Here is a 15857-nt window from a genome sequence, read left to right on the forward strand (position 1 = left end):
ATACGGGGCAGCGCACCGTTCATGCAAGCAGTGGGAGGGTCGCCAGTCAGTCGTGTCGCGTCGTTGTGCGGTCGGTCACGACGACGGGGTCGTTGCCGAGCGCCTCGTCATGGACGACGCGTTCGTGGACGACCGTGCGGTCGGCCTGGTCCTTGCGCGCCGCGCGATAGGAATCGAGGCTCGAACGCGTGTTGCCATAGGCGAACAGGACAAGGAAGCCGCCCGCGATAGCGATGTTCTTCAGGAAATTGGCCTGCTGCATCGGATCGCCGAAGTCGTTGTGGAAGAACAATGCGGCGAGGATCGTGAAACCGGCGAGCAGCAGCGAGGTCAATCGCGTCATGAAGCCGATCAGGATGAACACACCCGCGACCAGTTCGAACAGGCCGATGCCCCATGCCATCGGCAGGAAGCCCATCGAGGATAGATAGGGGTTGCTCGCGATGTAACTGTTGGTCGCTTCGGGATTCATCAGCTTGCCGACGCCCGACAATATGAAGATCAGCGACAGGCCGATCCGGCCGATAAAGGCGAAAAGTGTTCCCAGTGCAGCCACGTTATCTCTCCCTGTTGCGATCCTTCTGCCTGTGTAACGACTTGGTTCGCATTCGGTTGCGTCGTGGCGCTAGAGCCCGCGCTAGAGCTTGGGCAGCGTCACGCCCTGCTGGCCCATATATTTGCCCGCGCGGTCGGCATAGCTCGTCTCGCACGGCTCGTTGCCCTTGAGGAACAGGAACTGGCAGGCGCCTTCGTTGGCATAGATTTTTGCCGGCAGCGGCGTCGTGTTGGAAAATTCGAGCGTTACATGCCCCTCCCAACCGGGTTCCAGAGGCGTTACGTTGACGATGATCCCACAGCGCGCATAGGTCGACTTGCCGAGGCAGATGACGAGCACGTCGCGCGGCACGCGGAAATATTCGACCGTCCGCGCCAGCGCAAAGCTGTTCGGCGGGATGATGCAGCAATCGGTCTTGCGGTCGACGAAGCTGTTGGGATCGAAATTCTTCGGATCGACGATCGACGAATCGACGTTGGTGAATATCTTGAACTCGTCGGCGACGCGCGCGTCATAGCCATAGGAGGACAGGCCGTAGCTGATACAGCCGTCGCGCCGCTGCGCCTCGACGAACGGTTCGATCATCGCGTGCTCGGTCGCTTGTTCGCGAATCCATTTGTCGGACAGAATGCTCATGGCGGGATAACGTCTCCGGTCAGGCGAGGCCCAGGTCGGCGGGGCCGAAGGGCAGGGGAAGGAGGTCGGACAGGCGGTGCGTCTCGATCGCGCTGCCGTCGGCCGATGCGCAATGGACGATGAGGTCGCGACCGGCGAGCTGGCCCGCCTCGTTGAGCACCTGGCGGCAGCGGCCGCACGGGCGCACGGGCGCGCTGCCGCTGATCGCGCCGTCGGAAAGCACGCCGCCGATGATGCCGATCTCGACGACCTGGCGCAGCTGGCCCGCCGCGTTGGCGCTGGCGAGCGCGACGGTCTCGGCGCACAAGGTCAGGCCGTAACTGGCATTTTCGAAATTGCAGCCAGCGACGATCTCGCCATCGTCGAGCAACAGCGCCGCGCCGACGCCAAAGCGCGAATAGGGGGCGTGCGCATGCGCCGCGGCGGCGCGCGCTGCGTCGATCAGGCGGGCGCGATGGGCGTGCGGGTCGGTCGGGGGGGCGGACTGATTCATGGCCCGGGATAAACCACATTCCAGCGCACCGCGCCATCCACCCCGTCGAGCCGCGCCCAGTCGCTCGCCTGCCACAGCGCCCAGTGGCGCGCGGCGTAATCGGGCTCGCGAAAATCGCCGATCACCCCGACGCTGCGTTCGAACGCGGCGCTGATGTGATAGGCCTCCTCGAAATCGGCGTCGGGCATCAGCATCATCGGCAGGCCGGCATGCGCCTCGACCTGCGCGAGGAAGGTGGTCAGCTCGCTGAGCACCAGCGCGCGCGTCGGGCGGCGGGCACAACCGGCGAAATCGAGCCGCAAGATCGGCGGCAACATGCCCTGGTCGCGCGGCACGTAGCGAGCGAAATTGGCCGCCTGTTCGCTCGCCATCGCGCACAGCTCGTAGTGGTGGACGGCGCCGTAGCGCATGCCGGCGGCGCGCGCCTTGGCGCGGTTGGCATCGTAATTCGCGTCGTGGAACCTGGCCCCGTCGCTCGCGTCGAAATAGGCGAAATCAACGCCCGCCGCATGCAGCCGCCCCATCGCGATATCGCCGTTGGCCGCGCCCAGCGTCGCGCCCTGGACCGGATAGGCGGCACGGTCGGGCCGCCATTGCCGGGCATATACATACGCCGCCGCCAGCGCCGCACCGAGCAGCACGACAAGGACGATCGCCCAGCGCCGGGCGCGCCGCGATACGGTCATGCGAGGGGACCCGTCATCGGATGTGCAGGACAGAGATCAGCGTGAACAGCCGCCGCGCGGTGGCATGGTCGATAGCGATCTTGCCGTCGAGCCGCTCGCGCAGCTTTTCCGCCGCGCTGTCGTGGATGCCGCGCCGCGCCATGTCGACCGTCTCGACGCGCGCGGCGCCGCCCTGCGCGATCGCCTGGTAATAGGATTCGCAGATCGCGAAATAGTCGCGGATCGTCCGCTGGAAGCCGCCGAGCGCAAGGATGACGGTCTCGAGCGGCGTCTCGTCCTCGCGCGATATGGCCATCGTCAGCCGCCCCTCGCGGACCGACAGCTGCAGGCGATACGGACCGTCATGCCCCTGTGCGACGCTGCGGCACGGCGCAAAGCTGTTGTTTTCGAGCAGATCGAACATCGCAACGCTGCGCTCGCGCTCGATATCGGCGTTGCGGCGCAGGATCGATGCATCGTCGAGATCGATGGCGATAAGGCGGTGCTGGCTCACGCTTGCGGCAATGCCTTGCCGCAGCGGTGGGGGCAAGGGTGCAAACTTATCCACAATCGTTCCACAGGGGGCCGCCAGCCTTGCATCGGGCAGGCGAGGCGCGCGATAAGATCGCGATGAGCACCGCCGTTCCAGAAATCGTCCGCCTTGCCGCCGAACGCCACGCCGATTCGGGCGACGAAGTGCGCGAACTGCCGCACAATATCGAGGCCGAGGCCGCGCTGATCGGCGCGATCCTGATCGACAACCGCGTTGCCGAGGACCTGCCCGTGCCGCTCAACGCGGTGCATTTCTTCGAGCCACTCCATGGCCGCATCTTCACCCAGCTGATGACGCTGCTCGACCGCAACATGACCGTCACGCCGGTGACGCTGAAGCCGTTCTTCGAGGCCGACGAGGCGATGAAGGCGGTCGGCGGGACGGGCTATCTGGCGCAATTGACCGGCTCGGGCGCCGGCCTCATCGGTGCGCGCGATTTCGCCCAGCAGATTTTCGACCTCGCGCTGCTGCGCGAGCTCGTCTCGGTCGGGCGACAGCTCGTCAGCGACGCGATGGACACGAGCGAATCGGTCGATCCGCGCGGCCAGATCGAGGAGGCCGAAAGCGCGCTCTATCGCGTCTCGGGCGGCGACATGGAGCTCGGCAAGGTCAAGAGCTTCGCGCAGGCGACGACCGAAGCGGTCAAGATCGCCGAGCGCGCGCTCAATTCGGGCGGCCACCTGTCGGGCATCACCACCGGCCTGACCAGCATCAACCAGAAGATCGGCGGCCTGCACGGCTCCGACCTTCTCATCCTCGCCGGCCGTCCCGGCATGGGCAAGACCGCGCTCGCCACCAACATCGCGTTCAACGCTGCGCAGCGTTTTCGCCGCGACGAGGACGACGGGATCGAACGCGACAAGAACATGGGCGCCAAGGTCGCGTTCTTCAGTCTCGAAATGTCGGCCGACCAGCTCGCGACGCGTATCCTCGCCGAGCAATCGGGGATTTCGGGCGAAGCGCTGCGCATGGGCAAGATCAGCCGCGATGACTTCCAGTCGCTCAGCCGCGCGTCACAGGATCTCCAGACACTGCCGCTGTTCATCGACGATACGCCAGCGCTGACGATCGCCGCGTTGCGCACCCGCGCCCGGCGGCTGTCGCGGCGGCACGATATCGGCCTGATCGTCGTCGATTACCTCCAGCTGCTCCAGGGTTCGGGCAAGGCGAACGACAACCGCGTCAACGAGATTTCGGAAATCTCGCGCGGATTGAAGACGCTTGCCAAGGAATTGGGCGTGCCGGTGCTCGCACTGTCGCAGCTGTCACGCGCGGTCGAGCAGCGCGAGGACAAGCGCCCACAGCTTTCGGATCTGCGCGAATCGGGTTCGATCGAGCAGGACGCCGACATCGTCCTGTTCGTCTTCCGCGAGGATTATTATGTCGCCGCGCGCGAGCCCAAGCGGCCGATCGACAGCGACGACGTCAAGGTCCACGCCGACCACGAGGCCTGGGCGCTCGAAATGGAACGCGTCTTCGGCCTCGCCGAGCTGATCGTCGCCAAACAGCGCCACGGCTCGACCGGCAAGGTAAAGATGAAGTTCGAGCCCAAGATCACGCGCTTCAGCGACCTCGTCGACGACGGCTACCAGGGCGTGACCTACGATTGACCCATCCACCCTCTCCCCTTCAGGGGAGAGGCAACGAAGCTCGGCAGCTTGCTGCCCTAGCGTAGTGGAGAGGGGCTGGCGGGGCGCATCGGCGTGATCGAGGCGCGGCCCTCGCCCCTCTCCGCTGCGACTAATTCGCTCCGCTCACAAGTCTCGCTCCTCTCCCCTGAAGGGGAGAGGGCAGGAGTTCATTCCTGCGCCGCCGCCTTCACCTCGGCCTCGGTCGGCTTCAGCCCGACGCCGATCGATGCACGCAGGCTCTCGGCCTCGTTCGAGGCGACGGGAAAGGCGCAATAATCGGCGGCATAATAGGCGCTCGGCCGGTGATTGCCGCTAAGGCCGATGCCGCCGAACGGCGCGTCGGACGAAGCGCCGTTGGTTGGGCGGTTCCAGTTGACCACGCCGGCGCGGATGTTCGCCCAGAACTGGTCGTATTGCTGCGGGCTGCCGCCGATCAGCGCCGCCGACAGGCCGAAACGCGTGGCGTTCGCCTCGAGGATCGCCTGTTCGAACGTCTCGACGCGGACAACCTGGAGCAGCGGTCCGAACAGCTCGATATCGGGGCGCTCGGCCAGTTCGGTGACGTCGATGATGCCCGGCGTCAGGAACGGCTTGGTCTCGTCGGGGCGGATCATGTGGCGGATCGCCTTGCCACCATTCGACAGCAGGAAGAGGAAGCTTTCCATCAACCCCTCGGCGGTCTCGTTGTCGATCACCGGCCCCATGAACGGCGCGGGGTCGGCGTGCGGATGATCGATGATCAGCCGCCCGGCGAGCGCCGACACTTCCTTGATCAGCGCATCGTACATGCTGTCGCGGACGATCAGGCGGCGCGCGTTCGAACAGCGCTGGCCCGCCGACAGGAACGCCGACTGGACGACGAGCACCGCGGCGGTCGCGATATCGGGCGTGTCCCAGACGATGATCGGATTGTTGCCGCCCATTTCGAGAGCGAGGATCTTGCCCGGCTTGTCGGCAAAGGCACGGTTCAAAATGAGGCCGGTGCGCGCCGAGCCGGTGAACAACAGCCCGTCGATCCCGTCGTGGTTGGCGAGCGCCTTGCCCTCGGCGGGGCCGCCGATCATCAGCCGCACCGCGCCTTCGGGAACGCCCGCCGCGCGATAGAGCGACACGAGTTTCTCGCCTACCGCGGGGGTCTTTTCCGATGGCTTGAACACCACCGTATTGCCCGCCAGCAGCGCGGGAACGATGTGGCCGTTGGGCAGATGCGCGGGGAAATTATACGGGCCGAGGACGGCGAGCACGCCGTGCGGCTTGTGCCGGACCGCGGTTCGCGTCTTCATCGCGCCTTCGCCGCGGCGTTGGCCGGTGCGTTCCGAATGCGCCTTGATCGAGATGTCGACCTTGTTCGCGGTCGATGCGACCTCGGTCTGCGCTTCCCATAACGGCTTGCCGGTTTCGCGCGCGATCAGGTCGGCGAGTTCGTCGCCATCGGCCTTCACCGCATTGGCAAAACGGCGCATCGTTTCGGCGCGATAGGTGAATGGCTGCGCGGCCCATTCGGACCATGCGCCGCGCGCCGCGGCCACCTCGGCATCGACATCACCGATCGGCCCGCGCCACAGTTCGGCGCCCGTTGCGGGTTCGTGCGAAATCAGTTCGGCTGTCATGCGGCATCCTGGCTGGTGGGCGGGCTGGTGAGCTGGCGGGTAGGCGACCGCCCCCTCCATAGCGGGCCGAGCGATGTAGTTCCAATAGGACAATTAGGTGCGCGCGCGGTAGCGTTCAACGTCCTGCCGCAATTCCCTCACCAAACCCGTTCGCCCTGAGGAGCGGCAAAGGCGCGCCGCGCAGTCCTTCGATACGGCTCTGCGAGCCTACTCAGGACGAACGGAGGTTGGTGGGAGGCGTTTGGGTCGTAGGTTACCCAAGATGCCATCACAGACGCGATTATCCTTACCCGTTCCCCCAAGCCCGTTTGCCCTGAGTAGCGCCAAAGGCGCGTATCGAAGGGCCCTGCCCGCCCGGGCGCTTTCGCGCCTACTCAGGACCGACGCTGGCCGATGGAACAAATCGACCCATCGCCGCGCCCATGTCGCGCACCGCCGCGACCTTGGCCATCAGCGGCTGCCAGTCGTCATGCTCGGCGATCGCTGCCCAGATCGCCTCGACCTCGTCGATCAGCATCGATTGCGACGTGGCGCACGCCCAATAGGGCGCATCGAGATTGCGCGCCGGGCGATAGGCCGCCAGCATCCCCTCGAATTCACCGCGCTCGGCCTCGCCCGTCGCGCCGCGCCCGGCAGCATAGGCAAAGAAAAAATCGGCGATCGGCATCGCGGTCGCGACCATCATCGCCTCGGCGGCCGCGACCAGCGCGAGATCGTCGTCGAAGCCGCGCGACGCGACGCCGAGCCGCCACAGGAAACGCGCGACGAACGCGGCGCGATAGGCATCGGCAAAGCCTTCGAGGATCGCGATCATCGGCGGTGCCTCGGCGATCGTCCGCAGCGCGATGGCGAGCTGCGCGCAATTCCAGTGGAGCGCCTCGGGCTGGCGTCCGAACGAATACAGACCGTTATGGTCGAAATAGGCGGCGGTGAAGGCGGGCGCCCAGTTGGGCGCGAAGCGCCACGGCCCGTAATCGAAGCTCTCGCCGGTGATCGCGATATTGTCGGTGTTGAGCACGCCGTGGACGAAGCCGGCCGCCATGTAGCTCGCGACGAGATCGGCGGCGCGCGCGACCAGCTCGGTCAGCAGCGCCCCGGCGAGCGCCTGGTCGTCGAGGCCCGCGACCGTGTCGGCATCGTGGCCGTGCAGGTGGACGAGGCAATAGCGCGCCAGCCGCTGCATGCCCGCCGCGTCGCCCTGGTGCGCCAGCCGCTGGAACGAGCCGATGCGGATATGGCCGTGGCTGAGGCGCACGAGCACCGCCGATCGCGTCGGTGACGGTTCGTCGCCGCGCCACAGCTCCTCGTGCGTCTCGACGATCGAGAAGGTCCGGCTGGTCGTCACGCCAAGCGCTTCGAGCATTTCGCTCGCGAGCAATTCGCGCACCGCGCCCTTCAGCGTCAGCCGGCCGTCGCCGCTGCGGCTGTACGGCGTCGTGCCCGATCCCTTGGTGCCGAGGTCGAGCAGGCGGCAGCGGTCGCCGGTGAGTTGCGCGAAAAGGAATCCGCGCCCGTCGCCGATGTCGGGATTGTACACGCGGAACTGGTGCCCGTGATAGCGCAGGGCGAGCGGCACTTCGAGACTTCCGGGCAACGGTTCGAAGCGTCCGAAATGCGCCAACCACTTGGCATCGGTCAGGTTTTCGAGGCCAACCCCGTGCGCCGCGCGGTCGTTGCGCCAGCGCAGCGTCGCCTCGGGAAAGGCGGCGGCGGTCACCGGTTCGCCGATCATCTCGGCGAGTTCGAGGATGGTTCGGCGCGGCGCGTAGGTCTGTGCTTGTCTATCGGCGGTCATCGGGCGATATGGTCAGGTCATGGACGCTCCCGCAACCGATATCGACCCGCCGATCGGCGATGCTGCCTACAGCGACGGCTATTACTGGTCGAACGACGGGCTGCGCCTGCACTATCGCGATTATCGTGCCGCTGGAGACGAAGCCGGAAGCGTGCCCGTCATCTGCATCCCCGGTCTCACCCGCAACGCGCGCGATTTCGAGGATGTCGCCGCGCGGATCGCGGCGGGCGGGCGACGCGTCGTCGCGCTCGACCTGCGCGGGCGCGGTGACAGCGCCTATTCGCCCGACCCGATGAGCTACGTCCCGCTGACCTATGCGCAGGACGTCGTCACGCTCGCCGACGAGCTGGGCTTCGAGCGCTTCGCCTGCGTCGGCACCTCGCTCGGCGGCATCGTCAGCATGATCCTTGCCGCGATGCTGCCCGGCCGCATCGCGGGCATCGTCCTCAACGATGTCGGGCCCGAGGTTGCACCCGGCGGGCTCGAGCGGATCCGCGGCTATGTCGGCCAGGGCGGCACCTATCGTACCTGGGTCCATGCAGCGCGCGTGTTTGCCGACCAGGCGGGCCGCGACCGCTTTCCCGACAACGGCATCGCCGACTGGTTGCGGCTCGTCAAACGTGCCTACAGCCTGACGCGCGAAGGCCGGATCGCGGCCGATTACGACGCCAAGATCGCCGAGCCCTTCGCGGTCCCGGGCAATGAGACCGGCGTCGATCTGTGGCCCGCGCTCGACGCGCTCGCCGATATTCCCGTCGCCATCGTGCGCGGCGCCAATTCGGATATCCTCTCGGCCGACACCGCTGCGAAGATGCTTGCGCACATGAACCGCGCGACGCTCGTCACCGTCGCCGATGCCGGCCATGCCCCGAGCCTCGAGGAGCCCGAAGCCGCCGCGGCGATCGACGCGATGCTTGCCGCCGCCGATGGCGGAGCGCCGGGTTGACGGGTGCGATGCGCACACCGGTTCGCATCCTCCACGCGCACAGCACCTTTTCATTGGGCGGCAAGGAGGCGCGCGCCGTCCGGCTGATGAACGCGTTCGGCGCCACCGCTCAGCACACGATCCTCTCGGCGATGCCCGGCGAGCTTGGCGCGCGTGATGCGATCGATCCTGCCATCGCGGTCGATTTCCCGACCGATGCCCCCTCGCTCCAGGGCAAGCCCGGCCTCAGGCGGTATCGCGCGCTGGCCGATTACATGCGCGGTTTCGACCTTGTCCTGACGTACAACTGGGGCGCGATGGACGTCGTCATGGCGCACCGGCTGTTTCGCTCCGCGCGCGGCCTGCCGCCGCTGGTCCACCACGAAGACGGTTTCAACGAGGACGAAAGCGTTCGCCGCAACTGGAAGCGCAACGCCTTCCGCCGCCTTGCGCTCAAAACCGCGAGTGCGCTCGTCGTGCCGTCGCGGACGCTGGAACGCATTGCCGCGCGCGAATGGGGCGCGGCGTCGCGGACGCGGATGATCCGCAACGGGATCGCCGTCGCCGCCTATACCGGCGCGCCGACCGAGGCGATTCCCGGCCTCGCAACGACCGAAGGCGATGTCGTGATCGGCACCGTCGCGGGCCTGCGCAAGGTCAAGAACCTGCCGTCACTGGTCGCGGCAGCCGCCGCGCTCCGCGCGCAGGCACGGCTGGTCATCGTCGGCGAAGGGCCGGAGCGTTCGGCGATTGCCGCGCAAGCCGCCGCCTGCGGTTGGGGCGACCGTTTCGTCCTGCCCGGCTTCATGGAGAAACCGCACCGCTGGATCGGCCATTTCGATATTCTCGGCCTGTCGTCGCTGAGCGAACAGGCACCGATCGCGGTGATCGAGGCGATGGCGGCGGGCTTGCCGGTGGCGAGCCTCGATGTCGGCGACGTGGCGGCAATGATCGCGCCCGAAAACCTGCCCTTCATCGCACGCGACGAGGCGGCCTTGCGCGACGCGCTGACGCGTCTCTGCTCCGATGCCGCCCTGCGTCGCTCGGTCGGCGAGGCGAACCGCCGACGCGCGCACGAACTTTTCGAAGAGCGCGACATGATTGCCGCCTATGTGACGCTCTACGGGCGTTTGCTGGGTGATGAAGCGCGGCTCGATGCAACCGGATCGGGCCTTCGCGCGTAGATTCTAACGTTGACTTGGCGCGCGCGCTTCGCCTTAGCTTTTCCCAACAAATGTCGGCGGCAGGGACGCATCGCCGACCACACAACCGCAAAGGATTGCCGTGTTTAAGGGCCTGAAGCCGATACTGTATAACGGTCGCGAAGTGCTGCCGTTGATCGAGGGAGGCAAGGGTGTCTCCGCGACCAACCATGCCAGTTCGGGCGCCTGGGCGGCGGCCGGCGGCATCGGCACGGTCAGCGCGGTCAACGCCGACAGCTACGATCCCACCGGCAAGATCATCCCGCAGGTCTATCACGCCGCCACGCGGCGCGAACGGCATGAGGAACTCGTCGAATATGCGATCGCCGGCGCGGTCGACCAGGTCCGCCGCGCGCACGAGATCGCCGACGGCAAGGGTGCGATCAACATCAACGTGCTGTGGGAAATGGGCGGCGCACAGCGCATCCTCCATGGCACGCTCGAACAGGTCGGCGACCTCGTCGCGGGCGTCACCTGCGGCGCGGGCATGCCTTACAAATTGAGCGAGATCGCTGCGTCGTACGGCGTCCATTACCTGCCGATCATCTCCTCGGGCCGCGCCTTTCGCGCGCTGTGGAAGCGCGCGTATTCGAAGGTGCCCGAATGGCTCGGCGCGGTGGTCTACGAAGACCCCTGGCTCGCCGGCGGCCATAACGGCCTCAGTAACGCAGAGGACCCGCGCGCGCCGCAGGATCCCTATCCGCGGGTCAAGGAACTGCGCGACGTCATGCGCGACGGCGGCATTCCCGACGACGTGCCGATCGTCATGGCGGGCGGCGTCTGGTACCTGCGCGACTGGAACGACTGGATCGATAATCCCGAACTCGGCAGCATCGCCTTCCAGTTCGGCACGCGCCCGCTGCTGACGCAGGAAAGCCCGATTCCACAGGGCTGGAAGGACAAGCTGACCGCGCTCGACGAAGGCGACATCCTGCTCCACCAGTTCTCCCCGACGGGCTTTTATTCGTCGGCGGTGCGCAACCCCTTCCTGCGCAGTCTCGAGGCGCGCTCCGAACGCCAGGTCGATTTCACCAAGATCGAGACCGGCGAGCATGTCCGCCAGCTCGATTTCGTCATGAAGGGCCGCAATTACTGGGTCTCCGAGGCCGCCTATCAAAAGGCGCGCGGCTGGTTCGAAGCGGGCTATACCGAAGCGCTCAAGACCCCCGATTCGACCGTCGTGTTCGAAACGCCGCAGCAGCGCGACGTCATCCGCAAGGACCAGGCCGACTGCATGGGCTGTCTGTCGCACTGCGGATTTTCGGCTTGGAAGGATACCGAGACCAACTCGACCGGCCGCCTCGCCGACCCGCGCAGCTTCTGCATCCAGAAGACATTGCAGGACATCGCGCATGGCGGCGATACCGACGAGAACCTGATGTTCGCCGGGCACAGCGCGTTCGAATTCGGCCGCGACCCGTTCTATTCGAATGGTTTCGTGCCGACGGTCAAGCAACTGGTCGAGCGTATCCAGACGGGCGACTGAACACGGACCTCCTGCGGCGAATTCGCCCACATCCGTTTGTCCTGGGGTGCGCCGAAGGCGCGTATCGAAGGGCGGGTAGCTTAGTGTGCGCCAACAGGATCCTTCGATACGGCCCTGCGGACCTACTCAGGACCAACGGTTCAGGGTGGCGGTTATGAGGTGCAATCATGCGCGTGCCTGTCTTGGTCCGAAGGTTTGAGGATGCTTTCGGAGCAATTCATAATTCCGCTACTGCCGTTTTTCCCCAACACCCGTTTGTCCTGAGTAGCGCCGAAGGCGCGTATCGAAGGGCCTTGCCGCATTGGGCTTGAGCAGTCTCAATCCAAATGGTTGGAAGTGCGACTTACCCCGCCGCTTCCTCTTCGGCGCTGACCCGCATCGGCAGCACCATAGCGATGCCGTATCCGGCGATTAGCGTGCCGATGATCGACCACAGGGTGACCGCGCCGATTGCGATGATCTGCGCGAATAGCTGGCCGCCCATGTCGAGCCCTTCGCCATAGCCGACCCCGCCGAGCGCGGGTGACTGGAATATTGCGAGCAACAGCGCACCGGTCCCGCCGGCGATCGCCCCGATTGCAAAGCTGCCGGTAACGTCGTCGATACGGAAGGTGCGCTCGATCGAGCGCGCCGCGAGCCAGGCGAGCACCGCACCGGCGAGGCCGATCAGCAAAGCGGGTCCGGGCGCGACATAGCCGCACGCCGCCGCGCTGGCGGCGATCCCGGCGAGCGCGCCGCGGCCCGATCCGGCAAGGTCGGCGGCGCCGCCAAACAGACGGCTGCACGCCAGCCAGGCGATGATGCCGCCGCACGCGCCGAGGTGCAGATTGATGATCGCCGAAGAGGCGTCGTCGGTCGCGGCGAGCGCGGCCCCGCCGGCGAGCGCCATCCAGCCGATCCAGCTGAGCCCGGCCCCGGCGAGCGAGACCGTCGGTCCATGGCCGGGCAGCGCGGTCTCGGGCCAGCCAGTCCGGCGTCCGAGCATCACCGCCGCGACCAGCGCCGAAACGCCCGCGGCGAGGAATATGGTCAGCCCGCCGGCGAAATCGAGCGCTCCGTTCCTGGCCAGCCAGCCGCTGCCCCACAGCCAGTGCGCGATCGGCGCATAGACGATCAGCGACCACAGCCCGGCAAAGGCGAGCATCCAGCCCATCCGGACGCGCTCGGCCAGCGCGCCAGCGATGATCAGCGGTGGCAGCAGTGCAAAGACGAGGTTGATCAGCGCGAACGCCGATTCGGGCACCGTCGTGCCCTCGCGAATATTGCCGAGATTGGCGAGCCAGGCATTCTGGCCGAAGCCGAGCCACGGGCTCGCGCCGTTGAACGCGAGGCTGTAGCCGATTGCGAGCCACAGCGCCGAAACGATCGCGACGATGCCGAACATCAGGCCGACCGCGCGCGGCGCGTGGATTGCGCGCTGCTGGCCCGCCTGGAGCATTGCCCAGCCGGGCAGGGCGGCGAGCAAGCCGATCAGCGCGGCGGCGATCAGGAAGCCGGTGTCGCCGCTGTCCGAGACGATCCCGGTACCGATCTCCTGCGCCGAAGCGATTGTCGGCAGCGCGATCGCTGCGCCGCTCGCCGCGACCGCTCCCAATGTCCGCAATAGTGCCAGTCTGCCCATCTGATCCCCCTGAGAGTCGCTCGCGCCGCCCTATCGCACGTCTCCTTTATAAACGGCTAAGCACGATTGGCCAGCGGGCGCGGCTTGCCAGCGGGCGGGGCATTTGCAAAAGATATCGTACAGGATATGCCGTATCGACCGACGTGTTCGCGAAAGGATTTGCGCCGATGCGTTACCGCCCATTGCTGACCGGTCTGCTCGCCGTCCTCGCCGTCGGTGCGGGCCTCGTTTCGACCGCGCTACCGACGCCGGTTTCGGCGCAGAGCGCGCAGGACGTGCCCTATTGGGCCTCGATCAGCCAGTCGGTCGCGCGGATGCGCAAGGGGCCGTCGCCCGACCTGCCCGCAATCTGGGAATATCGGCGCGAAGATCTGCCGGTCAAGGTGCTCGAACGCTATCAGACGTGGCGCAAGATCCAGGATCCCGACGGGACCATCGGCTGGATGGCGGCACGGCTGCTGTCGGCGCAGCGGACCGGTTACGTCGTCGGCGGCATCCGCGCGATGCACGTGGATCCCAACGACAGCTCGCCGATTGCCTGGCGCGCCGAGCCAGGTGTCGTCGGACGGTTGAGCGATTGCGCCAACGGCTGGTGCTATTTCGATGTGAAGGGCAAGCGGGGCTATATCCGCTCGAACGAGATCTGGGGCGGCGAGGCGCCCTGAAACGAACCCCCGCAATCGCGGCGGGTTCGTTCCAGGATTAACCGCGCGCGGTCAGCTCGCCTTGCGTGACACCGTCACGACGGTGCCGTCGGGCGAAGTTGCGGTGAAGCTGCCGTCGGCCGCTGGCGGCGCGATCGTCCAGCAGGCTTCGACTGCGTCGCCTTCGGGATCGAAGCAATCCTTGCCATCCTTGCGGGTAAAGGTGCCCTTGATGACCTTTCCGTCGGGTCCGGTGTCGGTATAGCTGCCGTCGGCGTTGATCACCGTCGTGCCCATTTTGCCGTCGGCCATTTTGACATCATAGGATCCGACCGGCGATTCGGCCGACGCTGTATCGGCGGGCGCCATCTCGTTGGCGGGCGCCATCTCGTTCATCGTCGCAGCGCCGTTGTCGACCGGCGGGGCCTCTTCGGTTTTGGAACAGCCGGCTAGTGCAACAAGGCCGGTCATCCCGGCGATCAGTACAAACTTGTTCATCACATCTCTCCCTGTTTCGAGAGCGGCAATGCTATCACTTCTTGGCCGCACATGGCGAATCGCAAATTCCGCATAGAATCGGGGTGATTTCGACTCGGCCGATAGACGGCTGGTCATAACAAAACGACCCGGTGTTGCCACCGGGCCGCATGTGTCATTCTTGGGTCTTGCCAGGCGAAGTTGCCGAATAGCTTGACGGCAGCGATACGAAACTTGCGAAACCTTCGCGCATTCGAGAAGCGCAGCCTGCTCAGACCATCATCGGCACCATGTTCAGTCGATCAGTTCGACCGCCACCGCCGTCGCCTCGCCGCCGCCGATGCACAGGCTGGCAATGCCCTTTTTGAGCCCGCGATTTTCGAGCGCGCCGAGCAAGGTCGCGATGATCCGCGTGCCCGATGCGCCGATCGGATGGCCCAGCGCGGTGCCGCCGCCGTTGACGTTGATCTTGTCGTGCGCGATGCCGAGGTCCTTCATCGCGAACATCGCGACGCAGGCGAACGCTTCGTTGATTTCCCACAGGTCGACGTCGCCGACGCTCCAGCCCGCATTCTTGAGGCATTTCTCGATCGCGCCGATCGGGGCGATGGTGAATTCGCTCGGCTCCTGCGCGTGCGCGGCGTGTGCGACGATCCGCGCGACGGCCTTGCCGCCGGAGTTCGATTCGCGCGTCAGCACGACCGCAGCGGCGCCATCGGAAATCGACGAACTCGTTGCCGCGGTGATCGTGCCGTCCTTGGCAAAGGCGGGGCGCAGCGTCGGGATCTTGTCGGGCTGGCCGCGACCGGGCGCCTCGTCGGTATCGACCGTCACCTCGCCCTTGCGCGTCGTCATCGTGACGGCGGTAATCTCGCGGTCGAACTTGCCGCTCTCGATCGCCGACTTGGCGCGATTGAGCGATTCGAGCGCGTAATCGTCCATGTCCTTGCGCGTCAGCTGGTATTCGTCGGCGGTGCACTGGGCAAAGCTGCCCATCGCGCGGCCTTCCTCATAGGCATCCTCGAGCCCATCGAGGAACATGTGATCATAGGCGGTGTCGTGGCCGATGCGCGCGCCCGAACGGTGCTTCTTGAGCAAATACGGCGCGTTGGTCATCGATTCCATCCCGCCGGCAACGACCATGTCGACCGATCCCGCGGCGAGTGCCTCGGCGCCCATGATGACCGTCTGCATGCCCGAACCGCAGACCTTGTTGACCGTCGTCGCCTGGACCGACTTGGGCAGGCCGGCCTTGATCGCCGCCTGGCGTGCAGGCGCCTGTCCGAGGCCGGCGGGCAGGACGCAGCCCATGTAGATCCGGTCGATGTCGGCGCCGGTCACGCCGGCGCGCTCGACCGCCGCCTTGACCGCGGTCGCGCCGAGATCGGTCGCGCTGGCATCGGCGAGCACGCCCTGCATCGAGCCCATCGGGGTGCGCGCGTACGACAGGATGACAACGGGATCGGTGGCGCGGGAATCGGTCATAGGGGATATGCTTTCTCAATTCCGTTTGTCCTGAGTAGCCATTGAGCCTGTCGAAATCGCGTATCGAAGGATGGTTCG

At 66.3% G+C, this 15857-nt stretch carries 15 protein-coding genes; 5 read left to right on the forward strand and 10 right to left on the reverse strand.

Annotated elements, in window-relative coordinates:
* Window positions 1-46: 46 nt before the first annotated feature.
* From FSZ31_RS04520 to FSZ31_RS04540, 5 genes are all read right to left on the reverse strand, one after another.
* Window positions 47-556 carry a DoxX family protein gene (locus FSZ31_RS04520; RefSeq protein ID WP_201739118.1) on the reverse strand — a complete coding sequence of 170 codons (510 nt, stop codon included), beginning with the start codon at window positions 554-556 and terminating at the stop codon, window positions 47-49.
* 81 nt (window positions 557-637) lie between these two features.
* On the reverse strand, window positions 638-1192 hold the full coding sequence (gene dcd, locus FSZ31_RS04525) for a dCTP deaminase (protein WP_147121826.1): 555 nt from the start codon (window positions 1190-1192) through the stop codon (window positions 638-640).
* Between the two features lie 19 nt (window positions 1193-1211).
* Entirely contained in the window at window positions 1212-1685 is a 474-nt protein-coding gene (locus FSZ31_RS04530; protein WP_147121827.1) for a cytidine deaminase, read from the reverse strand.
* The gene (locus FSZ31_RS04535) at window positions 1682-2371 is read right to left on the reverse strand and encodes a glycoside hydrolase family 25 protein (protein ID WP_147121828.1); all 690 of its coding nucleotides are present in this window, start codon (window positions 2369-2371) and stop codon (window positions 1682-1684) included. The genes FSZ31_RS04530 and FSZ31_RS04535 overlap by 4 nt, the downstream gene beginning before the upstream one ends.
* 13 nt (window positions 2372-2384) lie before the next feature.
* Entirely contained in the window at window positions 2385-2864 is a 480-nt protein-coding gene (locus FSZ31_RS04540) for a UPF0262 family protein (protein ID WP_147121829.1), read from the reverse strand.
* Window positions 2865-2980: 116 nt separating this feature from the next.
* Between FSZ31_RS04540 and FSZ31_RS04545 the strand changes: the two genes are divergently transcribed.
* Window positions 2981-4513, forward strand: a complete 1533-nt coding sequence (locus FSZ31_RS04545; protein WP_147121830.1) for a replicative DNA helicase — start codon at window positions 2981-2983, stop codon at window positions 4511-4513.
* Between the two features lie 188 nt (window positions 4514-4701).
* On the opposite strand, the gene astD is transcribed toward FSZ31_RS04545, so the two are convergent.
* Window positions 4702-6144: a succinylglutamate-semialdehyde dehydrogenase gene (astD, locus tag FSZ31_RS04550; protein ID WP_147121831.1), complete on the reverse strand. Its 1443-nt coding sequence runs from the start codon at window positions 6142-6144 to the stop codon at window positions 4702-4704.
* Between the two features lie 370 nt (window positions 6145-6514).
* Complete coding sequence (locus FSZ31_RS04555) at window positions 6515-7939, reverse strand: protein adenylyltransferase SelO family protein (RefSeq protein WP_147121832.1); 1425 nt, start codon at window positions 7937-7939, stop codon at window positions 6515-6517.
* A gap of 19 nt (window positions 7940-7958) precedes the next feature.
* On the opposite strand from FSZ31_RS04555, the gene FSZ31_RS04560 reads away from it, so the two are divergent.
* The 3 genes from FSZ31_RS04560 (at window position 7959) to FSZ31_RS04570 (ending at window position 11552) form a co-directional block, all read left to right on the forward strand.
* On the forward strand, window positions 7959-8885 hold the full coding sequence (locus tag FSZ31_RS04560) for an alpha/beta fold hydrolase (RefSeq protein WP_147121833.1): 927 nt from the start codon (window positions 7959-7961) through the stop codon (window positions 8883-8885).
* Window positions 8886-8893: 8 nt separating this feature from the next.
* Window positions 8894-10048 carry a glycosyltransferase family 4 protein gene (locus tag FSZ31_RS04565; RefSeq protein ID WP_147121834.1) on the forward strand — a complete coding sequence of 385 codons (1155 nt, stop codon included), beginning with the start codon at window positions 8894-8896 and terminating at the stop codon, window positions 10046-10048.
* 100 nt (window positions 10049-10148) lie between these two features.
* Window positions 10149-11552 (forward strand): NAD(P)H-dependent flavin oxidoreductase, encoded by a 1404-nt coding sequence (locus tag FSZ31_RS04570; RefSeq protein WP_147121835.1) that lies wholly within the window; start codon window positions 10149-10151, stop codon window positions 11550-11552.
* A 343-nt stretch (window positions 11553-11895) separates the two neighbouring features.
* Here FSZ31_RS04570 and FSZ31_RS04575 read toward each other — a convergent pair whose 3' ends face one another.
* Window positions 11896-13173 (reverse strand): ammonium transporter, encoded by a 1278-nt coding sequence (locus FSZ31_RS04575; protein WP_147121836.1) that lies wholly within the window; start codon window positions 13171-13173, stop codon window positions 11896-11898.
* A 167-nt stretch (window positions 13174-13340) separates the two neighbouring features.
* Between FSZ31_RS04575 and FSZ31_RS04580 the strand changes: the two genes are divergently transcribed.
* Window positions 13341-13838, forward strand: a complete 498-nt coding sequence (locus tag FSZ31_RS04580; RefSeq protein WP_147121837.1) for an SH3 domain-containing protein — start codon at window positions 13341-13343, stop codon at window positions 13836-13838.
* Window positions 13839-13889: 51 nt separating this feature from the next.
* Here FSZ31_RS04580 and FSZ31_RS04585 read toward each other — a convergent pair whose 3' ends face one another.
* Both FSZ31_RS04585 and FSZ31_RS04590 read right to left on the reverse strand, forming a co-directional pair.
* Window positions 13890-14315, reverse strand: coding sequence for a hypothetical protein (locus tag FSZ31_RS04585; RefSeq protein WP_147121838.1), 426 nt, complete (start codon window positions 14313-14315; stop codon window positions 13890-13892).
* Window positions 14316-14588: 273 nt separating this feature from the next.
* Window positions 14589-15779 carry a thiolase family protein gene (locus FSZ31_RS04590; RefSeq protein WP_147121839.1) on the reverse strand — a complete coding sequence of 397 codons (1191 nt, stop codon included), beginning with the start codon at window positions 15777-15779 and terminating at the stop codon, window positions 14589-14591.
* Window positions 15780-15857: the final 78 nt, after the last annotated feature.

This window comes from Flavisphingopyxis soli (assembly GCF_007995095.1).
GTDB classification, from domain to species: domain Bacteria; phylum Pseudomonadota; class Alphaproteobacteria; order Sphingomonadales; family Sphingomonadaceae; genus Flavisphingopyxis; species Flavisphingopyxis soli.

What these genes read in the sequence shown, in the direction of transcription:
- FSZ31_RS04565 (WP_147121834.1), top strand. Translation starts at nt 8,894, where the DNA reads ATGCGCACACCGGTTCGCATCCTCCACGCGCACAGCACCTTTTCATTG.
- FSZ31_RS04530 (WP_147121827.1), bottom strand. Translation starts at nt 1,685, where the DNA reads ATGAATCAGTCCGCCCCCCCGACCGACCCGCACGCCCATCGCGCCCGC.
- astD (WP_147121831.1), bottom strand. Translation starts at nt 6,144, where the DNA reads ATGACAGCCGAACTGATTTCGCACGAACCCGCAACGGGCGCCGAACTG.
- FSZ31_RS04575 (WP_147121836.1), bottom strand. Translation starts at nt 13,173, where the DNA reads ATGGGCAGACTGGCACTATTGCGGACATTGGGAGCGGTCGCGGCGAGC.
- FSZ31_RS04585 (WP_147121838.1), bottom strand. Translation starts at nt 14,315, where the DNA reads ATGAACAAGTTTGTACTGATCGCCGGGATGACCGGCCTTGTTGCACTA.
- dcd (WP_147121826.1), bottom strand. Translation starts at nt 1,192, where the DNA reads ATGAGCATTCTGTCCGACAAATGGATTCGCGAACAAGCGACCGAGCAC.
- FSZ31_RS04545 (WP_147121830.1), top strand. Translation starts at nt 2,981, where the DNA reads ATGAGCACCGCCGTTCCAGAAATCGTCCGCCTTGCCGCCGAACGCCAC.
- FSZ31_RS04535 (WP_147121828.1), bottom strand. Translation starts at nt 2,371, where the DNA reads ATGACCGTATCGCGGCGCGCCCGGCGCTGGGCGATCGTCCTTGTCGTG.
- FSZ31_RS04580 (WP_147121837.1), top strand. Translation starts at nt 13,341, where the DNA reads ATGCGTTACCGCCCATTGCTGACCGGTCTGCTCGCCGTCCTCGCCGTC.
- FSZ31_RS04555 (WP_147121832.1), bottom strand. Translation starts at nt 7,939, where the DNA reads ATGACCGCCGATAGACAAGCACAGACCTACGCGCCGCGCCGAACCATC.
- FSZ31_RS04560 (WP_147121833.1), top strand. Translation starts at nt 7,959, where the DNA reads ATGGACGCTCCCGCAACCGATATCGACCCGCCGATCGGCGATGCTGCC.
- FSZ31_RS04590 (WP_147121839.1), bottom strand. Translation starts at nt 15,779, where the DNA reads ATGACCGATTCCCGCGCCACCGATCCCGTTGTCATCCTGTCGTACGCG.